Source organism: Stenotrophomonas sp. SMYL11 (assembly GCF_036320005.1).
Taxonomy (GTDB): domain Bacteria; phylum Pseudomonadota; class Gammaproteobacteria; order Xanthomonadales; family Xanthomonadaceae; genus Stenotrophomonas; species Stenotrophomonas maltophilia_A.
Window position 1 is genome coordinate 21,025 of the sequence record NZ_JAWIRS010000014.1, and the last position, 21,832, is coordinate 42,856.

Consider the following 21,832-nt stretch of genomic DNA (forward strand, 5'->3'; position numbering starts at 1 on the left):
ACGCTTATCGCCCCGGGGGCCCCCGGCCCGGGTTTGATTTCCCCCCCCCGGGGCGGCCCCCCCCGCCCCCCCCCCACCGGTAGCGCCGGGCCATGCCCGGCGGCCATTGCAATCAATCGACCTCGACCATCTCGAAATCGGCCTTGGTCACCCCGCAGTCCGGGCAGGTCCAGGTCTCGGGGATGTCCTCCCAGCGCGTCCCGGGCGCGATGCCCTCTTCCGGCAAGCCTTCCGCTTCGCTGTAAAGAAAGCCGCAGACCACGCACATCCAGGTACGCAAGGTGGTGGGGGTGGCATCGCTCATCGGATAATCAAGGCTGGATTCACGGGCCGCCATTGTCCCATCGCGGCCCACTCACCGGTAGCCATCGATGACTTCTGCTTCCCCGGCGCCCCGTGGCGTCTACCTGATCACCCCGGACGAGCCCGATACCGCGCGCCTGCTGGCCCGTACCGCGCCGCTGCTGGCTGCGGGCGCCACTTGGCTGCAGTACCGCAACAAGACCGCCAGTGACGCGCTGCGGCGGGAGCAGGCCACCGCCCTGCAGGCGCTGTGCGTGGAACACGGCGTGCCGCTGATCGTCAACGACGCCCCGGCGCTGGCCAAGGCGGTCGGCGCCGCCGGCGTGCACCTGGGCGGCACCGACGGTGACATCCCCAGCGCGCGCGCCCTGCTCGGCCCCGATGCCATCATCGGCGCCTCCTGCTACGACCAGCTGGCCAACGCCGAGAAGGCCGTGGCGGCCGGCGCCAGCTACGTGGCCTTCGGCGCGTTCTATCCGACCACCACCAAGATCACCACCAGCCGCGCCCATACCGACCTGCTGCGGCAAAGCGCCGCACTGGGCGTGCCGCGGGTGGCGATCGGCGGCCTGACGCCGGACAATGTCGGTCCCATCATCGACGCCGGCGCCGATCTGGTCGCCGTGGTCAGCAGCGTGTTCGCCGCCGAAGACCCGGTTGCGGTCCAGCGCGCCTACCTCGCCCAGTTCGCGTAATGCCCAGGAAAGCCCCATGAACCACGACCAGTCCCACGCCTTGTTCTCCCGCGCCCAGCAGCTGCTGCCGGGCGGCGTCAATTCGCCAGTGCGCGCGTTCAAGTCGGTCGGCGGCGAGCCGTTCTTCGTCGAGCGTGCCGACGGCGCCTACCTGTACGACGTCGACGGCAACCGCTACATCGACTACGTCGGTTCCTGGGGCCCGATGATCGTCGGCCACAACCACACGGCGGTGCGCCAGGCGGTGAAGAAGGCGATCGACAATGGCCTGTCCTTCGGTGCGCCCTGCGCGGCCGAAGTGACCATGGCCGAGACCATCACCCGACTGGTGCCGTCGTGCGAGATGGTGCGCATGGTCAACTCCGGCACCGAAGCCACGCTGTCGGCGATCCGCCTGGCGCGTGGTGCCACCGGCCGCAACCGCATCGTCAAGTTCGAAGGCTGCTACCACGGCCATGGCGACTCGTTCCTGGTCAAGGCCGGCAGCGGCATGCTGACCCTGGGCGTGCCGACCTCGCCGGGCGTGCCGGCCGGCCTGAGCGAACTGACCCTGACCCTGCCCTACAACGACTTCGAAGCGGCTACCGCCCTGTTCGAACAGCAGGGTGACGACATCGCCGGCCTGATCATCGAACCAGTGGTCGGCAACGCCAACTGCATTCCGCCACGCGAGGGTTACCTGCAGCACCTGCGCGAACTGTGCAGAAAGCATGGCGCACTGCTGATCTTCGACGAAGTGATGACCGGTTTCCGCGTTGCCCTTGGCGGTGCACAGGCGCACTACGGCATCACCCCGGACCTGACCACCTTCGGCAAGATCATCGGCGGCGGCATGCCGGTGGGTGCCTACGGCGGCCGCCGCGAACTGATGCAGCAGATCGCCCCGGCCGGCCCGATCTACCAGGCCGGCACGCTGAGCGGCAATCCGGTGGCGATGGCCGCCGGCCTGGCGATGCTGGAACTGATCCAGCAGCCGGGCTTCCACGCCGACCTGGCCGAGCGCACCGCGCGCCTGTGTGCCGGCCTGGAAGCGGCCGCCGCCGACGCCGGCGTGGCGGTGACCACCACCCACGTGGGCGCCATGTTCGGCCTGTTCTTCACCAGCGAGAAGGTGGAGACCTATGCGCAGGCCACCGCCTGTGACATCCCGGCGTTCAACCGCTTCTTCCACGCGATGCTGGAACAGGGCGTGTTCCTTGCGCCGTCGGCATACGAGGCCGGGTTCCTCTCCAGCGCCCACGATGATGCCGTGATCGAGGCCACCCTGGCCGCTGCACGCGTGGCATTCAAGACCGCCAAGGGCTGAGCCTCGCTCTGGTAGGTACCAACCTTGGTTGGCACTGCCGCATCTGGTAGATGCCAACCTTGGTTGGCACCGAGCAGTCGAGCATGGCTTGACGCTACAGACGGCATCAACCGAAGACGAACTTGCCCTTCATCATCGCGAAGTGGCCGGGGAACGAGCAGAAGAAGGTGTAATCCCCACCCTTCTGCAGGCCCTGGGTAGAGAAGCGCACGCGCGCGGTTTCACCACCGCCGATCACCTTGGTGTGCGCCAGCACGCGCTTGTCGGCCTTCGGCAGGTAGCTGTCGGCCAGGGTCATGCGCATGCCGGCCATCGCCACCGGCTGGTAATCCGCGCTGCGGGTCAGCACCCAGTTGTGGCCCATCGCGGTAGCGGCCAGCTTGCCGGTGTGGCGCAGGGTCAGATCCACGGCGGTGCAATCAGCGGCCACCTTGATCTCGCGGCTGCTGAAGCTCATCTGGTCGGTGCTGTCGATGCTCACCGCACATACCCGCGCCATTGCCGAAGGCGCCAGCATCAGCGCGCCCAGTCCCACTACCACCATCCAAGCCTTCATCGTTGCATCTCCTGCGGATTCAAGCGCCATTCTAGGCAGGCCCCTGCGGCCGCGTCTGCGACCGTCTGTCGCATGACTGATCCAGAGTTTCCCGCGTGTTCACTGCAATGGCATGCTCGACCAATGCGGATCGACCTGTTGCTGCTGGATGTGGATGGCGTGCTGGTGCAGTACCAGCGCGCGCAGCGCGTGCTGCACCTTGCGCAGGCGCTGGATGTCGCGCCGGAAACCGTGCAGGCCGCGCTGTACGACAGCGGGCTGGAAACGGCACATGACAATGGCACGCTCGATGGCCCGGCCTATCTGGCGCAGCTGGGAGAGCTTCTAGGCACGACGGTCGATGTGGCTGCTTGGACCGCGGCGCGGCGGGCCGCCAGCCATCCGCAGGCTGCCGTGTTGCAGCGGCTGCAGGCCCTGCAGTTGCCGCTGGCAGTGCTGACCAACAATGGCGCGTTGATGGTAGAGGCGTTGCCCACCCTGCTGCCGGAACTGTTCCCGGCCCTGCAGGACAGCGTGTTCTGCAGCGCCGATTTCGGCCTGCGCAAACCGGCGCCGGAAGTCTTCCTGCGCACGCTTGAGGTACTCGGCGTGGCGCCTTCGCATGCGCTGTTCGTCGATGACCTGTTCGCCAATGTACGCGGCGCACGCGCCGCAGGCCTGCACGCGGAAACCGTGCGTGATGGCCGTGGGTTGGGCAAGGTGTTGAAGCGTTACGCCGTGAACTGATCGGGGCCAGAGCCCTCTCCGCAGGAGAGGGATCCGATCCCAGCGCCGGGGCTTCAGCGCGCTGCGATGAACGCTGCAATCGCAGCGCGAAGGCGCTTCAGCCCTTCGGCCACTTCTTCGTCGGTGATGTTCAGCGACGGCACGAAGCGCAGCACGTCCGGGCCGGCCTGCAGGGTCAGCAGGCCCTGCTCGGCGGCATGGTCGAGGATCGCACCGGCCTGGCCGGCGAAGTCCTTGCTGAGCACCGCGCCCAGCATCAGGCCGCGGCCACGCACATCGCTGAACACACCGAACTCGTCGTTGATGCGGGCGAAGCCATCGCGCAGCGCCTTCGACTGGCGGCTGACGTTGGCGGCGATCTCCGCCGAGGCCAGCTTGCGCAGTGCCACGCGGGCCACGGCAGCAGCCAGCGGGTTGCCGCCGAAGGTAGTGCCGTGTGCGCCGAACTGCATGGTTTCGGCCACCTTCGGGCCGGCCAGCATCGCGCCGATCGGGAAGCCGCCGCCGAGCGCCTTGGCCAGGGTGACCATGTCCGGCACCACGTCGTCCTGCCAGTGCGCGAACAGCGTGCCGGTGCGGCCCATGCCGGCCTGGATCTCGTCCAGCACCAACAGTGCGTTGTGCTGGTCGCACAGTTCGCGCACGCGCTTGAGGAAACCGGACTTGGCCGGCATCACGCCGCCCTCGCCCTGGATCGGCTCCAGCATCACTGCGGCCACGTCGCCGGCGGCCATCGCGGTTTCCAGCTGCACTTCGTCGTTGAAATCGATGTAGCGGAAGCCACCGGGCAGCGGCTCGTAGCCTTCCTGGTACTTCGGCTGGGCGGTAGCGGTCACCGCGCCCATGGTGCGGCCGTGGAAGCTGCCGCGGAAGGTGATGATGACGCGCTTGTCAGCCGGGCGGCCCTGGCTGGAGGCCCACTTGCGGACCATCTTGATCGCCACTTCGTTGGCTTCGGCGCCGGAGTTGCACAGGAACACGCGCTCGGCGAAGCGGCTGGCCTTCACCAGTTCCTCGGCCAGGTGCAGCGGCGGCGCGCTGTAGAACACGTTGCTGGTGTGCCAGAGCTTGCCGGCCTGCTCGACCAGCGCGGCCACCAGGTCCGGGTCGTTGTGGCCCAGGCCACACACGGCGATGCCGGCGGCCAGGTCGATGAACTCACGGCCCTGGCTGTCCCACACGCGGGCGCCCTGGCCTCGCTCCAGTACCACCTGGCGGGGCTTGTAGACCGGCAGGTAGTAGTGCGAAAGGGAGATCAGCGGATCGGTAGCGGCGGTCATGGCAGTCGGCAGGGTTCAGGAATCCCCATTCTCGCGCCGGAACCCCTGCGGCACAATGCGTCCATGCGACCGTTTTCCGCCCCCCAGCTGAACCCCGCCACCGAGACCGGCTGGCGCCGTCGGTGGTTCGACATCATCTATCGCCACGACTCGCGGCCCTCGCGCAATTTCGACCTGATCCTGGTGGTGGCAATCATCGCCAGCATCCTGGTGGTGATGATCGACAGCGTGCAGCACCTGCATGCCGAATGGTCCACAGGCCTGTACATCCTGGAATGGGGCTTCACGATCATCTTCACCGCCGAGTACCTGCTGCGGCTGGCGGTGGTCAAGCGCCCGCTGCGCTACGCGGTGAGCATCTGGGGCATCATCGACCTGCTGTCGATCCTGCCCGCCTACCTGTCGATGTTCATCCCCGGCGCGCAGAGCCTGCTGGTGGTGCGCGCGCTGCGCATCCTGCGCGTGTTCCGCATCCTCAAGCTGACCCGCTACATCGAGGAAAGCGGCGTCCTGATGACGTCACTGTGGCGCAGCCGGCGCAAGGTGCTTGTGTTCCTGTTCACGGTGATCACCATCACCATCATCGCCGGTGCGCTGATGTACGTGATCGAGGGCCCCGAACACGGCTTCACCAACATCCCGGCCAGCATGTACTGGGCGGTGGTGACCATGGCCACGGTCGGCTTCGGCGACATCGTGCCGCAGACCGTGCTCGGCCGCTTCGTCACCTCGGTGCTGATCCTGATCGGCTACAGCATCATCGCCGTGCCCACCGGCATCTACACCGCCGAACTGGCCAGCACCATGCGTGAAGCCGAGCAGGCCGCGCGCCGCGATGCGCGTGGCTGCCCGGACTGTGGGCTGGAAGGGCATGAACCGGATGCACTGCACTGCCGCAAGTGCGGCGGCAAGCTGCCGGATGCGTTCAACCATTGAGGCACATGCCGGCCAGCGGCCGGCACTACCTCTCGGCGGTTACGCATGGATGCGTGTGCCGTTGCTCACCGCATGCGGTTGCTGGTGGTCACCAGATCGTTGTATGCGGCGAGGATCGTTGACTGCGCCCCTTCCGGGTCGGTGGTGAGCCAACTGCCCGACGCCTTCCGCTCTGCCGCCAGCGCTTCGGCGGTGATCGGCTTGTGCAGCTCCAGGCGCTCGACGCCACGTCCCGCAGTACGCACCAGCTTGTCCGCCGAACGCTGCACGTGGCCCCACATCGGGTCGTCCTTGCCGACACCGCCGTTCTGGATTTCCGTCACCAGTGCCTGATAGTCAGCCAGCTGCACGCGCAGCGCCGCAACGTCCGGTGCGTCGTCCTGGAACGCCGTGGCCAATCGCTTGCCGTCGCCCAGCAGGCGAAGGTGGTAGTAGGCCAGCGAGCGCCCTTCGCTCTCCTCGATCTGCTTCAGCTGCGCGGCACGGCGATCGTTCTCGTTCTTTTCCAGCGCCACATCCATCGCTTCGCTGGCCTTGAAGAAATCAGCATAGGCCTGCATCAGCGGGGCATGCTGGCTGCGCATCCCTTCACCACCATCACGACGATAATCCTCGCGGGTGAAGTAACCGTCGGCGCGCTCGACCAGGGTGTTCAATGCCTGGAAGGCCTGCTGATAGTCACGCGCGGGGCCATCCATCGGCAAGGCCGGGATCTTCGCCAGCGCGTCGGTCAGTGGCTGGCCGCAGTACTCGACGCGGTGCGACAGCACCTTCCCGGGCGAACGCGGTTGCGCTTCCTTGCCGGTCGGGCCGGCTTCAGGGTCCTTCATCCAGCTGGTGTAGGTCTGGAAACCCTCGTGAATGGGTTGTTCAACGCCGTTGTAGCACTCGATGTAGGCGTTCACCTTCTCCAGGCCGGGGTCGGCCAGCGACAACCCTGCCGGTTTGTTGCAGCCGCTCAGGCCAGCCACAGCGCCGATCAGCAGCAGCGGCGCAGTACGCAGACAGGAAGCCGTCATGGTCTCTCGCATGGGTGCTGGCGCGCCGGTCACTGGCGGTTGCTCTGGAAAACGAGCGTGTTGTATTCCTGCATGAGCTTGCTGGCAGAGCCACGCGGCGCCATCGACGGCGAATCAAGCATGCGTCGTTCGAAATCGGTGTAAGGCTTTTTCTCGCTGACGCGTTGCAGCCGCTCCTTGCCTTCGCGCCGGAAATTCTCGGCCCCACGCTCGAAGCCTTCCCAGTCCGACTTGCCCGGCTCCTGGTCGGCAACCTTGGCGTGCGCTTCATCGGAAATGCGGTTGAAGGCATCCAGACGTTCGCGGGCCTTGGCCTGATCGAAATCATCCTCGCTCATCAGATCCATGATGGCCTTGGCTTCCAGCATCATCGCCAGACGGTAGTACTCGCGCGTGCGCCCCTCGGCCTGTTCCAGCGCCTTGAGCTGCTCGCGCTGGGCAGCATCGTTCTGGCGCTCCAGCTCGGCATTGAACGTTTCGCTGGCAGCCACGAAATCCTTGAAGGCGGCCATCAAAGGCGCGTGCAGCTGCTTGCCCTTGGCGAACTGGTCGTCCTCGTAATCCTGGCGATCGTAGTAGTCGTGCGCGTCCTTGCTGACCGGCGCCAGCGCCTTGAGCGCCTGCTGGTAATGGCCCGCAGCCGCATCCAGATCGGCCAGCGCAGGCTTTGCAGCGATCGCCTCGGTCACCGGGGCATCGCACTGCTTCATGTCGTAGTCGCTGATCTCGAACGGGCCGTACACGTGCGTCTCGCGTCCGGTCGGGCCAGCGTCGACATCCTTGATCCAGCGCGTGTAGGACTGGATGCTGCCGTGGGTTTTCGAATCCAGCGCGTTGAAGCAGCCGATGTAGGCGTTGAGCTTGGCGGTCAACTGCTGCTGTGTATCGGACGGGGCCGCGCTGGCGTCCGGCGTGCCGGAGGCAGCGGCGGCGCCCGCAGCTGCAGGTGCCTTGCCACCGCAGGCGGTCAGGAACAACGACAGCGAAGCGGCCAGCGCCGCGACAGAAAGAGTGCGTGACATGTGCTCACATCCTTGTTGAAAACGGTTACAGCCATGCATTCTAGCGCAGGAGGCCGAGAGTCGCAGCCCTCGGCCTCTTCCAGCGACGCGCGGTCAATCCAGGAACAGATCCGGCAGCAACGGCCGCGACGGATCCACCGCGTATCCGGAAAGATCGGTGATACCGGCCTGTGCCAGCACTTCATCGTCGATCAGGAACCGGCCGTGGAAGCCGGCCGCTTCGCGCACCAGCACCGCATGTGCGGCATCGGCCATGATCTGCGGCGTGCGGCAGCCGGCCGCATCCACGCCCGGAATCATGTTGATCGCATCGGTGGCGATGACCGTGCGCGGCCACAGCGCGTTCACCGCCACGCCCTGCGGACCGAATTCAGCGGCCAGGCCCAGGGTGACGAAGCTCATGCCCATTTTCGCCAGCGTGTAGCCGGTGTGCGGCGCCCACCACTTCGGCGCCAGGCTCGGCGGCGGCGCCAGAGTCAGGATGTGCGGGTTCGGCGCCTGCAGCAGGTACGGCAGGCAGGCCTGCGCGCACAGGAAGCTGCCGCGCGAATTGACCTGCTGCATCAGGTCGAAACGCTTCATCGGCGTATCCAGCGTGCCGCGCAACCAGATAGCGCTGGCGTTGTTGATCAGGATGTCGATGCCACCGAAGGTATCGACCGTGGCCGCAACTGCGGCCTGTACCTGCTCCTCCTCGCGGATATCGCACTTCAGCGCCAGTCCCTGGCCACCGGCGGCCGTAACGGCCTCGGCCGCCGTGTGAATGGTGCCCGGCAGCTTCGGGTTCGGCACCGACGACTTGGCCGCGATGGCCACGTTGGCGCCGTCGCGCGCGGCGCGCAGTGCGATGGCCAGGCCGATGCCACGCGAGGCACCGGTGATGAAAAGCGTTTTGCCCTGCAGACTGCCCACGTTCCACACTCCAGCGTATGCATTGAGCCGCTAGTATGCCGCGCCGACGCGGAGTTCACCCGGCCTTGACGATACTCGGGCCTCCAGACAACGCACGAGGTCCACGCCATGCGCCGTTCCCGCCTGTTGCTGCCTGCCCTGGGGCTTGCCCTGCTGACCGCCTGCCAGGGCCGTTCGCCGGAACCCGGCAAGGAGCCGCCCGCCGGTGACGCGCCCAGTGCGGAGAAGGCCGCCACCGACGGCAAGATGCGCTGGAGCGAGGCGGTGGTCTGGGATGGCGACCTCAACGCCTGCCGCCAGGGCGAGAATGCTGCGACCCGTGATTGCCTGCGTGATGCGATGCGCGCCGGTGGTGCCAGTGCCGATGCCGTTACCGCCGCCGAGCAGTTGTCCAGTGGCGGTGAGCTGGCCTATGTGACCGCCTGGCACGAGAACGAAGGACTGGGCATTGCCACGGTCGAGTATCCGTTCCGCGCCAACACCAATGAAGGCACGCGACTGGTCGATGCCAGCGGCAAGCGCATCGACGTGGATGCCGTGCAGTTGGACGACACCCTGCGTGCCGATCCCACTGTGCAGGAACTGCTGAAGGCCAACCCGCAAGCCACGCCGTTCGCACCAGCGCAGTCGGCCGGCGCCTCGCCGTTGGAGAACGGCGGCATCCGCCTGCTGTACCGCACGCCGTTGCGCGACTGCCACGCGTGCCCGGATGTGGGGCAACTGCAGATCGCCTACGACTTCGACGCCAAGCGCAACTTCATCGGCCAGCAGGTCGTGCCGGCAACGCCGTAAGGCCACCGGCCTCTGTAGAGCCGAGCCATGCTCGGCTCATTGAATGCAGCCGAGCATGGCTCGGCTCTACAATACGGTTCTGCCCGGCGCATCCACGCATGGCGTGGATCTACCGGTACAACTGCACCTGCTTTTTCAGCAGGTGCGGCACGATCAATCGATGTACCGGCGCCACCGGCAGCATGTAGACCCGGCCGAACGCGTTGTGCGTATGCACCACGGTCGCCACTTCCAGCACGTCGTCCTGCCATTGCAGCGCCAACTGCACACGCAGGTGGCGGTCGTCGTCTTCCAGCACGATGGCATCGTCGTCCAGCGACTGCAGGGTGAAGATGCCCAGCCGCTGGCCGGGTTGAGGATCCTCAACATCCTGCACCGCACGCAACGAGCCCAGGTGCTTCATGCCGAGCAGGCGCATGCCGCGATTGCGCAGCGCCATCAGCCCATCGAACCAGCCGGGAATGGTCGCCGCCATATCGCGATAGGCCTGCAAGGCCGAGCGCCCATCGCGACGGGTCGTCGCCTGGCAGGCGTGCACGAAGTCGGCGCCAGCCAGCTGTGGGCGCAGCACGCTGCCCGCACCCGACGGGCCGGTCACCACCTGCGCACGGCTCACGGCTTGGGCCCCTGCCCTTCGTTGTCTTCCCAATGCAGAATGCGGCGGGTGACGAAGCGGTAGACCGGCTTGCCGGTGGCGAACCACAGCTCGCGCACCCACGAGGTGCGCTTGAGCACGCGCTTCTCCACCGGGGTGAGCGATTCACGGCAGTACATGCGCTTGTGCTTGAGCAGGTGGCGCAGGTCCTCGCGGGCCAGCAGCCGCATCCAGCGCGAGCGCGGGTTGCCGATCACCGCCAGCTGGAAGTCGATCAGCGCCGGGCGGCCGTCTTCGGTCACCAGCCAGTTGGCTTCCTTGGCCAGATCGTTGTGGGCCACGCCATTCCGATGCAGCTGCTGCAGCAGCCGACGCGCCGAGCGGAACCAGGCCAGATCGCCACGCGGCGGGCGCTGGTACATGGCATCGCCGGCCATGAAGCTGCGGTCGAGATGACGGCCATCCCACGCCAGCAACTGCGGCACATCGGCCATGCCGTGGATGTGCTGCAACGCGCGTGCTTCGCGGCGGGCCAGCCACCAGGCCGGCAGCCGCAGCCACAGCGGCGTGGCGCCCAGATCACGGCGCACGAAGGGGCCATCGGGCCCTTCCACAAGAAGGATCTGGCCGAAGCTGTCGGCCTTCAAAGCATGCGGTGGAGCGTCTGGCGTATGCGGCATGGGGCCATTCTAGGCGAAGGCGCCGGTTGCAAACGGTCACGAAGCGGCTGGGAACCAGTCACCTTCACGCCCCTATAATCGGGCAATGGACTCTTCATGGATCGACGCCACGCTTGCGTGGATTGCCGCTCACCCCGTGTTGGCGGGTGCCGTTATCTTCCTCATCGCCTTCTGCGATGCGGTGATCATTCTTGGCGCCATCGTGCCTGCGCTGCCGTTGCTGTTCGCGGTGGGTGTGTTCATCGGCCTGGGCCAGATCTCCGGGCCATACGCGGTGGCGGCAGCCGCCTTGGGTGCGTTCGCTGGTGACGGCATCAGTTACTGGATCGGCCGACGCTGGGGCGACCGCCTGCGCGGTATCTGGCCGTTCAGCCGCTACCCGCAGCTGCTCGACCGCGGCGAGAACCTGTTCCGCCGCAATGCCTTCAAGAGCATCCTGATCGCGCGCTACGTGGGCGCGATCCGCCCGTTCGTGCCGGCCATCGCCGGCATGATGAAGATGCCCGTCAGCCGCTACATGCAGGCCAGTGGTATCGCCAGCATTTCGTGGGCAGTGCTGTTCCTGGCACCCGGCTGGATTCTCGGCGAGGCCTACGACGCGGTGGCTGCGGTGGCCGGGCGACTGGTGGTGGTGGTCGGCCTGTTGGCGGTGATCCTCGGCCTGGTCTGGGCCATCGTGCTGTACGGCTACCGCTGGTCGGCCGCGCGCATGGACAACTGGCTGGCACGCCTGCTGGACTGGTCCAACCGCCACCCGACGCTGGGCCGCTACACCGTTGGCGTGCTGGACCCGAAGCGCCGCGAATCGGTGCCGCTGGCGATGCTGGCGCTGATGCTGCTGGTGCTGGGCTGGGGCTGGTTCGCGCTGCTGACCGTGGTGGTCGCGCACGGCGAGCCGCTGGCGATCGACCTGCTGGTGCACCAGGCCATGCTGGCGCTGCGCAACCCGCTGGCCGACTACCCGATGGCCGCACTGGCATCGCTGGGCGCCTGGCAGGTACTGCTGCCGGCGACCGCGGCGGCGATGGCCTACCTGATCTGGCGCCGGCGCTGGATGGCGGCCGCGCACTGGCTGGCCGCGCTTGCGTTCGGCCTGGCATTGACCATGCTGCTCGGTGCCACCGTGGATGTGGTGCGCCCAGTGGACGCCAGCAGCGGCTTCGGCTTCCCCTCGGTGTCGGTGACCATGGCCACCATCACCTTCGGCTTCTTCGCGGTGCTGATCGCGCGTGAGATGCCCGGCCGCACCCGCGTCTGGCCGTACCTGGTGTCGGGCATCGTGGTCAGCCTGATCGGCTTCTCGCGGCTGTACCTGGGCGCGCATTGGCTGAGCGACGTGATCGGCGGCATGCTGTTCGGCACGTTCTGGCTGCTGGTGCTGGGCATCGCCTACCGCCGCCGCTTCAACCGCTCGTTCTGGGTGAAGCCGGTGGCCTGGCTGTTCTACGGCGTCTTCGCCGTGGCGGCGATGTGGTACGCGCCGCGTAACATCCCGGTGAAGCTGGAACGCTTCGAACCTACCCTGCCGGCCCCGCAGGCCATGGATGCGCAGGCCTGGTGGCAGCACGACTGGGCCACGCTGCCGGCGCGCCGCAACGAATTCGACGACGACCAGCGCTGGCCGCTGGACGTGCAGGTGGCGGGCCCGCTGGCGCCGCTGCAGGCGCAGCTGGAAGCCCGCGGCTGGAAGCGGCAGGAGCAGGCCGGCTGGCAGCAGGCGCTGCTGATGCTGGACAAGAACACCGGCGCCGATGAGCTGCCGGTATTGCCGGCGACGCTGGACACCCGCGTGGAAGCACTGCTGATGGTGCGCCAGGGTGCGAAGCCGGATGAGCGCTATGTGCTGCGCCTGTGGCCGGCACCCGCGCAGCTGCAGCCGGGCAACACGCCGCTGTGGCTGGGCAGTGCACAGACCCTGCGTTACGAGCGCCACTTCGAATGGATCGGCATGTGGCACCCGCTGCGGGGTGTCGACCCGGCGTTGAACGCGGTGAAGGACGCCGTGCAGGACCTGCCGCAGCGGGAGGATGTGCACAGCGAAACCGGGCTGCCGGTGTTGCGGTTGAAGACCATGCCGTGATGGCGCCGGTGCTTCTCTGGTAGTCGCCAACCTTGGTTGGCGCTTCCGGTGAAGGCTGCCAACCAAGGTTGGCAACTACCGGTTCCGGCGCGCTCTGTCCGTCGCCGACCCTGGTTGGCGTTTCCCGGTTCCGCTGCGCCCTGGTAGTCGCCAACCCTGGTTGGCGTTTCCGGTTCCGCTGCGCCCTGGTAGTGGCCAACCTTGGTTGGCGGTTATCGGCTACGGCATCCAGCCCAGCAACTGCTGCAATCGCTGGTGCGGGTCATCCATCTGCAGCAGCTGCAGGCGCTGCTGCTCGCTCAGCGGCAGCAGTTCGGCCAACCGCCAGCCGACCCAGCTGGCCTGGTCCAGCAACGCCGGGTTGGCCGGCGCATAGGCCTCGCCGGCCTGTTCGATGATGTGCCCCAGCACCGTGGCCAGCAGCGCATGCTGCGGCCGTAGCTCATCGTCAGGGTCTTCATCGCACCAACGCACGTCGGCTACCACCAGGCCGTTGTCGCGTACGCGGGTGCGCTCGACATGGAAGCGGCGGGTGCCACGCAGGCGCAACTGCAGCACGCCGTCTGCGCCGACATCGAAGTCTTCGATGCGTACCTGCACGCCATACGCTGCCGGTGTCGCCGGGGCTCCCACTTCCTGGCCGTCGAGGATCAGGCAGACACCAAACCCCTCACCACTGCGGCCGCTGTCGCGGACCAGGTCCAGATAGCGGCGCTCGAATACACGCAGGCCCACCGCTGCACCCGGCACCAGCGTGGTGTGCAGCGGAAACAGCGGCAGCGAACCGTCGACGCTCATCGGGCCTGCAGCGCGGCAAGGAAGCGGCGCGGTGCGCCGTCGAAACCACCGTTGGACATGAACACCACGTGGTCACCACTGCGCGCGCTGGCCTGCAATTGCGCCAGCAACGCGTCGGTATCGGGCACCGCGTGCGCTTCGCCACGCACCGCGGCGATCACCGCAGCGGCATCCCAGGCCAGTTCCGGGCGATGCAGGAACACCACTTCATCGGCCAGCGCCAGCGACGGAGCCAGCGCCTGCGCGTGTGCGCCCAGCCGCATCGAATTGCTGCGCGGCTCCATCGCGACCACGATGCGCGCATCACCCACCTTGGCACGCAGGCCTTCCAATGTGGTGGCGATCGCGGTCGGGTGATGGGCGAAATCGTCGTAGATGGTGATGCCGTCATGGTGGCCGATCACTTCCATGCGGCGCTTGACGCTGCGGAAGCGTGCCAGTGCAGGAATCACGTCGGCCGGTGCCACGCCCACCGCATGCGCGGCGGCCAGCGCAGCCAGGCCGTTGAGCACGTTGTGGCGGCCCAGCAGCGACCACTGCACATCGCCCATTGCCTGCCCGCGGTGATGCACGCGGAAGGCGCTGCCATCGGCGGCCAGCAGCTCGGCATGCCATTCCAGCGACGGATCGAATCCGAAGCGTTCGACCGGCGTCCAGCAGCCCATCGCCAGCACTTCGGCCAGATGCTGATCCTCGCCGTTGACGATCAATCGGCCACGCGCCGGCACCGTGCGCACCAGATGGTGGAACTGGCGCTGGATCGCGGCCACGTCGGGGAAGATATCGGCGTGGTCGTATTCAAGGTTGTTGAGGATGGCCACCAGCGGCCGGTAGTGCACGAACTTGCTGCGCTTGTCGAAGAAGGCGGTGTCGTACTCGTCGGCCTCGACCACGAACTCGCGGCCCTGGCCCAGGCGGGCGGAGACGCCGAAATCCTCGGCGACGCCGCCGATCAGGAAACCGGGCGAACGACCGGCGCTTTCCAGCAGCCAGGTGAGGATGGTGGTGGTGGTGGTCTTGCCGTGGGTACCGGCCACGGCCAGGGTGTCGCGGCCCGGCAGCACCTGTTCGGACAGCCACTGGGCGCCGGAGATGTAGCGCTGGCCGGCATCGAGCACGGCCTCCACGGCCGGGTTGCCGCGCGAGAGCGCGTTGCCGATCACCACCTCGTCGGTGCCGGCCGGCACGCTGTCGGCGCGGTAACCCTGGTCCAGGGTGATGCCCAGCTGTTCGAGCTGGGTCGACATCGGCGGATAGATGGCCTGGTCGCTGCCGCTGACCGTATGGCTCAGTTCCCGCGCCAGGGCGGCCACGCCGCCCATGAAGGTGCCGGCGATTGCAAGGATATGTACGCTGCTCATGACCGAGGATTGTGACCGATGACGGCTGTATAGGGCCAATGTCCGATCCGGGGTAAGACAAGTCCTACACAGGATGTGAGAAAACTCCAATCATCTGTCAGGGAAATCCCGATAGCGATGTTCTGTGAACCCGGACACAATTCGAACTGCCAGCCGCAGTACCCGAACCGGTCCTACTCCCCAAGAGGCCATCCCCAAGGGAGCTCATGCTGCGGGGCCCTGAGCAAGCCCTCTGCTGGCGCCTATCAAACGACACAGGCCTGGTCCTCGCGGACCAGGCCTGTGCTTTTTGCGCCCGAAGGACCGGCAGTGCACCGGCCCTGCAGGATCAACCCTTGATCGCCGCCAGGATGCGGGCTTCGATCTCGTCCAGCTCACCGACGCCGTCGACGCGGGCCAGGGTGCCACGGCCGGCGTAGAAGTCGACCACCGGGGCCGTCTGGTCGTTGTAGACCTGCAGGCGCTGGCGCACCGCTTCCGGCGTGTCGTCGGCGCGGCCCTGTTCCTTGGCACGACCGGCGATGCGCTCGACCAGCAGCTCGGTGGCCACGTCCAGCTGCACCACGGCATCCAGCGGCTGGCCGATCTTGGCCAGCAGGCCGTCCATCGCATTGGCCTGGGCCACATTGCGCGGGTAGCCATCGAGGATGAAGCCCTTGGCGACATCGGCCTGGGTCAGGCGCGACTCCAGCATGCCCAGCAGGATGTCGTCCGACACCAGGTTGCCGGCATCCATCACCGTCTTGGCCTGCTTGCCCAGCTCCGTGCCCGCGGCGATTTCCGCGCGCAGCATGTCACCGGTCGAAATGTGGGCGATCCCCAGCTTTTCCTTCAGGCGCGTCGCCTGTGTCCCCTTGCCCGAACCGGGCGGTCCCAACAGAACCAATCGCATTGACCTGACTCCAACGTGTTGAAAACAAAGAACGTTCGCGTCCCGGACGGACCGGTATCGCTGCACCGCAATAGCGCCACTTTACCGCATCCGGGTAATGTCCCTGCAATGTCCCCTCCCCCGAGCAGGTAGAAGCATGCGCAACGGTACTCTCCTCTACGCCCAGTCCGGCGGTGTCACCGCGGTCATCAACGCCACGGCAGCGGCGGTGATCGAGCAGGCCCGGGCCAAGGGCATCAAGGTCCTGGCTGCCCGCAACGGCATCCTCGGCGCCCTGCGCGAGGAGCTGATCGACACCAGCAAGGAGAGTGCCGCCGCGATCCGCGCGCTGGCCCATACCCCGGGCGGCGCCTTCGGCTCGTGCCGGGTCAAGCTGAAATCGCTGGATGCCGACCGCGCCCGCTACGACCGGCTGCTGCAGGTGCTGCAGGCCCACGACGTGCGCTGGTTCCTCTACAACGGCGGCAATGACTCGGCCGATACCGCGCTGAAGGTCTCGCAGCTGGCCAAGGCCTCCGGCTATGACCTGACCTGCATCGGTGTACCCAAGACCATCGACAACGACCTGGCGGTGACCGACACCTGCCCCGGCTTCGGCTCGGCGGCCAAGTACACCGCCGTGTCGGTGCGCGAGGCGGCGCTGGACGTGGCGGCAATGGCAGAGACCTCCACCCGCGTCTTCATCTACGAGGCGATGGGTCGCCATGCCGGTTGGCTGGCGGCGGCCGCCGGCCTGGCCGGCAATGGCGATGACGAGGCCCCGCACATCATCCTGCTGCCCGAACGCGCCTATGACGAAGCGGCGTTCCTGGCCAAGGTCAAGGCGGTGGTCGAGCGCGTCGGGTACTGCGTGGTGGTGGCGTCGGAAGGCATCGCCACCGCCGATGGCCGCTTCGTCGCCGACGCGGGCGGCGGCAAGGACTCGTTCGGTCACTCGCAGCTGGGCGGCGTGGCCGCGCACCTGGCCGGCCGGGTCAAGGACCAGCTGGGCCTGAAGGTGCACTGGGCGCTGCCCGACTACCTGCAGCGCTCGGCCCGCCACCTGGCCAGCAAGACCGACTGGGAGCAGGCGCAGGCGGTCGGCAAGGCCGCCGTGCAGCTGGCACTGAAGGGCCAGAACGGCGTGATGCCGGTGATCGTGCGCAGCAGCGATGCGCCCTATCGCTGGAAGATCGAAGCGGCGCCGCTGTCGAAGATCGCCAACCACGAGAAGAAGATGCCGGCCGGCTTCATCCGCCGCGATGGCTTCGGCATCACCGCCAAGGCACGCGCCTACCTGTCGCCGCTGATCAAGGGCGAAGCCCCGCTGCCGTACGGCACCGACGGTCTGCCCAGGTACGTCACCCTGAAGAACGTGGCGGTGAAGCAGAAGCTGCCGGCCTTCGAGGGCTGAGCCGAAAAAGGGGACGGAGGGGATTAAGTCGTATACGCCCCTCTGTGCTGAGCCCTGTGCGGAGCGCAGGGCACATTGCGGCGGCCGCCGAAGCACCCCACAATCGGGCTCCGGCCCGGGGCAAAGGGGCCGCCGCAAGCCAGATTCGACGCTGCCCGGCCTTCAAGGCCCGGGCCTGTGCTGCCATTTCACAAGGACTGTAACCATGAAGCACCCGATCCTGATCGCCGCGCTGCTGTGCGGTGCCGCCGCGCCGGCCTTCGCTGCGACCTGCGAAAGCAACTTCCAGAAGAAGGGCAATCCCTTCGTCGGCACGACCTTCACCTCATCGGTCACCCATCCGGACCTGACCGTGGCCAGTGCCATCGGCCAGATGCGGGTGATCGCCAAGAACGCCAACATGGACGTCCTCAGCGAGGACGTGGAAGGCGGCTCGATGCTGATCGAAGAGCCGGAATCCATGGCCCACAAGCCGATTCCGATGATCATCAGTGCCACCTCCGAAGGCGGCCAGGGCACCGTCGGCATGGTGGTGAAGGTCAACAAGGGCGCCATTGCCTCGGCCGATGGCGTGCGCGAAGAAATGTGCAAGCTGCTCAACCAGGTCAAGCCGGGCAAGGCTGGCGAACAGGCAGCCAAGGCCACTCCGCAGGCGTCGGTGGTAACGATTGCCGCCGACCGCTTCGGCTTCCAGCTGCGCAACCAGAACAAGGACAACCCGGCCGCGGTCGAGCCGCGCTACAAGGGCAAGACCTACGCCATCACCGGTCGCATCACCTCCGTGCTGCGCAGTGGCGGCACCTACAACACCAGCTTCGACCTGCCCAGCGATGGCAGCATCGACTTTGAGCGCGTGGCCATTTCCTGCTCGTTCGCAGCCAACCAGGCCGCGTATGCACTGGCCCTGCGCCCGCGTGAAAAGGTGACGCTGACCGGCGTGGTCGACAGCTACGACCAGATTGGTCGTGTGTTGTGGTTGAAGGACTGCCGCGGCAACTGATCGCTGCCAGCATGGGGAAAGGCCCGGGTGCGCAGGCGCCCGGGCCTTTTCGTTTCCACAGCGGTTCACGCCTGGCGCACGTGCATCGCAGGATGATGGATGCCCCGCCTGGAGGTCATCATGGCACTGCGTGTTGTTCGACTGGGTGCGCCGCGCCACCCCGGCGAAGGGCTGCGCATCGGTACCGTGCGGCGGCCGCCGCGCGGCGTGCCGCGCAGTGAGTTCGCGGAACAGGACTGGTACGACGTCTGGTTCCCGACCCTGTCACCCAGCGCGGAACTGGTAAAGCGGGCGCACGAAGCGAAAACCGCGGCTGACTGGAATGCGTTCTTCCGCCACTACAAGGCCGAGATGAAGGCGCCGGACGCGGCCCACGCGCTGGATCTTCTGGCCGCGATGTCACAGCACAGCGACATCAGCGTGGGGTGCTACTGCGAGGATGAGGCGCATTGCCATCGCAGGGCCCTGCGAGAGCTGCTGGTGGCGCGCGGGGCGACGCTGGCGGAGTGATGATTGCAGGGTTGCCGGCCAGCGGCCGGCACTCCCAGTGGATGACCGCGTGGGTACAGCGCCCACGCAATTTCAATTGCAGGCCTTGCCTTCCATCTGCAGCTGCGCGGCGAACATCGTCACCTGCGGAATCTGGCCGGCGGCGGCCTGCTTCTTGGCCTCTTCCAGATAGATGCGCGACTGGCCTTGCCCGTCCAGCTCGACCTTGTTGCTCGACGGGAGGCGCCACACGCGCACCACCGCCTGCTGTGCCGGGCAGGCTGCGCTGGGCACGCGAATCACATCATTGAGCTTCCAGCCCTTGTCGGCGCTTGGCTGCGCCTTGGCGTAGTCGACGAAGCGCGCGCGCGGCTGGCACTGCTCGCTGGTCCGCACCGGCGCGAAGCGATACGGCTCGGCCGCCTGACCGGTGAAGGCACCTTCCAGGCGCGCGCAGGCCTCGGGGATCTGCCGCAGGGTATGCACCGCGCCCACGGCCTGGGGTGCACCTACGGCACGCTGCAGCTCCGGGGTTTCGGCCGCCAGCACGGGCATTGCCGGGGCCAGGACGACAAGCATCAACAGGGACAGGCGCATGCGTGATCTCCTTCAGGACTGTGCGCAGGCTTGCAGAGGGATGCTTAACGGGGTGCAAAGGCGCAACCTCGCAGAAGCCAGTCGAGCACGGCTCGACTCTACAGTGCGCTGAACGCATACTGCGGGCACCAGGGAATGCTGAACACCGCCATACGTCGGACGACCACCAAGGTCGGTACGGGTTGGTTCCAGGCTGCAGCCCGTCGTCCCCCTCGTGGTGCCGTTCATCGCCACTGGATGCCTACATCCATTCTGCGGAGGGGTCTAATGCTGGAACGTCACGGGCTGTCATTGGCGCTGGGCTGCGCCATTCTCGCGATCCTGTTCGGAATCGTCTCGGCGCGCTGGATCCTGCGCCAACCCACCGGCAATGAACGCATGATCGCGATCGCCACCGCGATCCAGGAAGGTGCGCGTGCCTACCTCAACCGCCAGTACCTGACCATCGGCGTGGCCGGTGTGGTGCTGTTCGTGCTGGTCGGTGTGTTCCTCAGCTGGTACACCGCGATCGGCTTCGCGGTCGGTGCGGTGCTGTCCGGCGCCGCCGGCTACATCGGCATGAACGTCTCGGTGCGCGCCAACGTGCGCACCGCTGAGGCAGCGCGCCACGGCATCAGCGCGGCGATGGATGTCGCCTTCCGCGGCGGTGCGATCACCGGCATGCTGGTGGTTGGGCTGGGCCTGCTGGGTGTGGCCGGCTACTACGCGCTGCTGCTGCGCATGGGCCTGCCGATGGAACAGGCGCTGCACGCCCTGGTCGGGCTGGCGTTCGGTTCATCGCTGATCTCGATCTTCGCGCGGCTGGGCGGTGGCATCTTCACCAAGGGCGCCGACGTCGGCGCCGACCTGGTCGGCAAGGTGGAAGCCGGCATTCCCGAAGACGATCCGCGCAACCCGGCAGTGATCGCCGACAACGTCGGTGACAACGTCGGCGACTGCGCCGGCATGGCCGCCGACCTGTTCGAGACCTATGCGGTCACCGTCATCGCCACCATGCTGCTGGGCAGCCTGATGCTGGCCGAGGCGGGCGCCAATGCGGTGCTGTATCCGCTGGTGCTGGGCGGCGTGTCGATCATCGCCTCGATCATCGGCGCGCTGTTCGTCAAGGTGAAACCGGGCGGTTCGATCATGGGCGCGCTGTACAAGGGCGTGATCGTCTCCGGCGTGCTGGCCGCGATCGCGTTCTACCCGATCACCACCGGGTTGATGAGTGACAACGTGCACGGCCCGATGGCGCTGTATGGCTGCGCGCTGATCGGACTGGTCCTGACCGGCCTGATCGTGTGGATCACCGAGTACTACACCGGTACCCAGTACAAGCCGGTGCAGCACGTGGCGCAGGCCTCGACCACCGGCCACGGCACCAACATCATCGCCGGCCTTGGCATCTCGATGAAGTCCACCGCACTGCCGGTGGTGGCGGTGTGTGCGGCCATCTGGGGCGCGTTCGCGCTTGGGGGCCTGTACGGCATCGCCATCGCCGCCACCGCGATGCTGTCGATGGCCGGCATGATCGTCGCCCTCGATGCCTATGGACCGATCACCGACAACGCCGGTGGCATCGCCGAGATGGCCGAGCTGCCCTCGGAGATCCGCGACATCACCGACCCGCTGGATGCGGTGGGCAACACCACCAAGGCAGTAACCAAGGGTTATGCGATCGGCTCTGCGGCACTGGCGGCACTGGTGCTGTTCGCCGACTACACCCATAACCTGCAGGCCGCGCATCCCGGGCAGGAATTCCGCTTCGACCTCAGCGACCACACAGTGATCATCGGCCTGCTGATCGGCGGCCTGATTCCCTACCTGTTCGGTGCGATGGCGATGGAAGCGGTCGGCCGCGCCGCCGGTGCGGTGGTGGAAGAGGTGCGCCGCCAGTTCCGCGAGATCCCCGGCATCATGCAGGGCACCGGCAAGCCGCAGTACGACAAGGCGGTGGACATGCTGACCCGCTCGGCGATCCGCGAAATGATCGTGCCCTCGCTGCTGCCGGTGGCGGTGCCGGTGGTGGTCGGCCTGCTGCTGGGGCCGCGCGCACTGGGCGGCCTGCTGATCGGCACGATCGTGACCGGCCTGTTCGTGGCGATCTCGATGACCACCGGCGGCGGTGCCTGGGACAACGCCAAGAAGTACATCGAGGATGGTCACTTCGGTGGCAAGGGCAGCGAGGCGCACAAGGCCGCGGTGACCGGCGATACCGTCGGTGACCCTTACAAGGACACGGCCGGTCCGGCGATCAATCCGCTGATCAAGATCATCAACATCGTGGCACTGCTGCTGGTGCCGCTGCTGTAGATCCACGCCATGCGCAAACCCGTAGAGTCGAGCTTGCTCGACTGCTTTTGGCCCCCAACCCCACGCCACTCGCGCCAGCTCCACCCCGCCACGTCACCCCCCCCC

The 21,832-nt window shown here is 67.0% G+C and carries 22 protein-coding genes; 10 read left to right on the top strand and 12 right to left on the bottom strand.

Annotation, left to right across the window (positions count from 1 at the left end; genetic code table 11):
• Positions 1-112: 112 nt before the first annotated feature.
• On the bottom strand, positions 113-337 hold the full coding sequence (locus V3B46_RS17255) for a rubredoxin (RefSeq protein WP_080291769.1): 225 nt from the start codon (positions 335-337) through the stop codon (positions 113-115).
• 34 nt (positions 338-371) lie between these two features.
• Between V3B46_RS17255 and thiE the strand changes: the two genes are divergently transcribed.
• Together thiE and hemL are read left to right on the top strand one after the other, a co-directional pair.
• Positions 372-998, top strand: coding sequence for a thiamine phosphate synthase (gene thiE, locus V3B46_RS17260; protein WP_329892439.1), 627 nt, complete (start codon positions 372-374; stop codon positions 996-998).
• A 16-nt stretch (positions 999-1,014) separates the two neighbouring features.
• A complete protein-coding gene (gene hemL, locus V3B46_RS17265) occupies positions 1,015-2,304 on the top strand; it encodes a glutamate-1-semialdehyde 2,1-aminomutase (protein WP_329892441.1) in 1,290 nt (429 codons plus the stop codon).
• Between the two features lie 106 nt (positions 2,305-2,410).
• Here hemL and azu read toward each other — a convergent pair whose 3' ends face one another.
• On the bottom strand, positions 2,411-2,860 hold the full coding sequence (azu, locus tag V3B46_RS17270; protein ID WP_154264325.1) for an azurin: 450 nt from the start codon (positions 2,858-2,860) through the stop codon (positions 2,411-2,413).
• Positions 2,861-2,983: 123 nt separating this feature from the next.
• Between azu and V3B46_RS17275 the strand changes: the two genes are divergently transcribed.
• Positions 2,984-3,586 carry an HAD-IA family hydrolase gene (locus tag V3B46_RS17275; protein WP_329892442.1) on the top strand — a complete coding sequence of 201 codons (603 nt, stop codon included), beginning with the start codon at positions 2,984-2,986 and terminating at the stop codon, positions 3,584-3,586.
• A 53-nt stretch (positions 3,587-3,639) separates the two neighbouring features.
• Here the strand turns inward: V3B46_RS17275 and V3B46_RS17280 are convergent, their stop codons facing one another.
• Positions 3,640-4,866, bottom strand: a complete 1,227-nt coding sequence (locus V3B46_RS17280) for an acetylornithine transaminase (protein ID WP_006467246.1) — start codon at positions 4,864-4,866, stop codon at positions 3,640-3,642.
• Between the two features lie 63 nt (positions 4,867-4,929).
• Between V3B46_RS17280 and V3B46_RS17285 the strand changes: the two genes are divergently transcribed.
• Complete coding sequence (locus V3B46_RS17285) at positions 4,930-5,802, top strand: ion transporter (protein WP_154264327.1); 873 nt, start codon at positions 4,930-4,932, stop codon at positions 5,800-5,802.
• A 65-nt stretch (positions 5,803-5,867) separates the two neighbouring features.
• Here the strand turns inward: V3B46_RS17285 and V3B46_RS17290 are convergent, their stop codons facing one another.
• From V3B46_RS17290 to V3B46_RS17300, 3 genes are all read right to left on the bottom strand, one after another.
• Positions 5,868-6,833, bottom strand: a complete 966-nt coding sequence (locus V3B46_RS17290) for a YiiG family protein (protein WP_489686297.1) — start codon at positions 6,831-6,833, stop codon at positions 5,868-5,870.
• 17 nt (positions 6,834-6,850) lie between these two features.
• Positions 6,851-7,843 carry a YiiG family protein gene (locus V3B46_RS17295; protein ID WP_329892444.1) on the bottom strand — a complete coding sequence of 331 codons (993 nt, stop codon included), beginning with the start codon at positions 7,841-7,843 and terminating at the stop codon, positions 6,851-6,853.
• 93 nt (positions 7,844-7,936) lie between these two features.
• A complete protein-coding gene (locus tag V3B46_RS17300; RefSeq protein WP_329892445.1) occupies positions 7,937-8,755 on the bottom strand; it encodes an SDR family oxidoreductase in 819 nt (272 codons plus the stop codon).
• A 108-nt stretch (positions 8,756-8,863) separates the two neighbouring features.
• Between V3B46_RS17300 and V3B46_RS17305 the strand changes: the two genes are divergently transcribed.
• A complete protein-coding gene (locus V3B46_RS17305) occupies positions 8,864-9,547 on the top strand; it encodes a hypothetical protein (RefSeq protein WP_329892446.1) in 684 nt (227 codons plus the stop codon).
• Positions 9,548-9,656: 109 nt separating this feature from the next.
• On the opposite strand, the gene V3B46_RS17310 is transcribed toward V3B46_RS17305, so the two are convergent.
• Together V3B46_RS17310 and V3B46_RS17315 are read right to left on the bottom strand one after the other, a co-directional pair.
• On the bottom strand, positions 9,657-10,163 hold the full coding sequence (locus V3B46_RS17310; RefSeq protein ID WP_329892447.1) for a DUF2867 domain-containing protein: 507 nt from the start codon (positions 10,161-10,163) through the stop codon (positions 9,657-9,659).
• Positions 10,160-10,822, bottom strand: coding sequence for a serine/threonine-protein kinase (locus V3B46_RS17315; protein WP_329892448.1), 663 nt, complete (start codon positions 10,820-10,822; stop codon positions 10,160-10,162). The genes V3B46_RS17310 and V3B46_RS17315 overlap by 4 nt, the downstream gene beginning before the upstream one ends.
• A gap of 85 nt (positions 10,823-10,907) precedes the next feature.
• Between V3B46_RS17315 and V3B46_RS17320 the strand changes: the two genes are divergently transcribed.
• Positions 10,908-12,902, top strand: a complete 1,995-nt coding sequence (locus tag V3B46_RS17320; RefSeq protein WP_329892449.1) for a bifunctional DedA family/phosphatase PAP2 family protein — start codon at positions 10,908-10,910, stop codon at positions 12,900-12,902.
• Positions 12,903-13,121: 219 nt separating this feature from the next.
• Here the strand turns inward: V3B46_RS17320 and V3B46_RS17325 are convergent, their stop codons facing one another.
• The 3 genes from V3B46_RS17325 to V3B46_RS17335 all read right to left on the bottom strand — a co-directional run bounded on the left by V3B46_RS17325 (position 13,122) and on the right by V3B46_RS17335 (position 15,953).
• Entirely contained in the window at positions 13,122-13,700 is a 579-nt protein-coding gene (locus V3B46_RS17325; protein ID WP_010484006.1) for an LON peptidase substrate-binding domain-containing protein, read from the bottom strand.
• Positions 13,697-15,061: a UDP-N-acetylmuramate:L-alanyl-gamma-D-glutamyl-meso-diaminopimelate ligase gene (gene mpl, locus V3B46_RS17330; RefSeq protein ID WP_329892450.1), complete on the bottom strand. Its 1,365-nt coding sequence runs from the start codon at positions 15,059-15,061 to the stop codon at positions 13,697-13,699. The genes V3B46_RS17325 and mpl overlap by 4 nt, the downstream gene beginning before the upstream one ends.
• 328 nt (positions 15,062-15,389) lie before the next feature.
• Complete coding sequence (locus tag V3B46_RS17335; protein WP_032128385.1) at positions 15,390-15,953, bottom strand: adenylate kinase; 564 nt, start codon at positions 15,951-15,953, stop codon at positions 15,390-15,392.
• A 136-nt stretch (positions 15,954-16,089) separates the two neighbouring features.
• Here V3B46_RS17335 and V3B46_RS17340 point away from each other — a divergent pair, with 136 nt between their 5' ends.
• The 3 genes from V3B46_RS17340 to V3B46_RS17350 all read left to right on the top strand — a co-directional run bounded on the left by V3B46_RS17340 (position 16,090) and on the right by V3B46_RS17350 (position 18,856).
• Positions 16,090-17,346 (top strand): 6-phosphofructokinase, encoded by a 1,257-nt coding sequence (locus V3B46_RS17340; protein WP_329892451.1) that lies wholly within the window; start codon positions 16,090-16,092, stop codon positions 17,344-17,346.
• A 205-nt stretch (positions 17,347-17,551) separates the two neighbouring features.
• Positions 17,552-18,346, top strand: coding sequence for a hypothetical protein (locus V3B46_RS17345; RefSeq protein WP_329892452.1), 795 nt, complete (start codon positions 17,552-17,554; stop codon positions 18,344-18,346).
• 120 nt (positions 18,347-18,466) lie between these two features.
• Positions 18,467-18,856 carry a DUF488 domain-containing protein gene (locus tag V3B46_RS17350; RefSeq protein ID WP_154264337.1) on the top strand — a complete coding sequence of 130 codons (390 nt, stop codon included), beginning with the start codon at positions 18,467-18,469 and terminating at the stop codon, positions 18,854-18,856.
• A 72-nt stretch (positions 18,857-18,928) separates the two neighbouring features.
• Here V3B46_RS17350 and V3B46_RS17355 read toward each other — a convergent pair whose 3' ends face one another.
• On the bottom strand, positions 18,929-19,432 hold the full coding sequence (locus V3B46_RS17355) for a hypothetical protein (protein WP_154264338.1): 504 nt from the start codon (positions 19,430-19,432) through the stop codon (positions 18,929-18,931).
• A gap of 267 nt (positions 19,433-19,699) precedes the next feature.
• Between V3B46_RS17355 and V3B46_RS17360 the strand changes: the two genes are divergently transcribed.
• Complete coding sequence (locus tag V3B46_RS17360) at positions 19,700-21,727, top strand: sodium-translocating pyrophosphatase (RefSeq protein WP_106469040.1); 2,028 nt, start codon at positions 19,700-19,702, stop codon at positions 21,725-21,727.
• Positions 21,728-21,832: the final 105 nt, after the last annotated feature.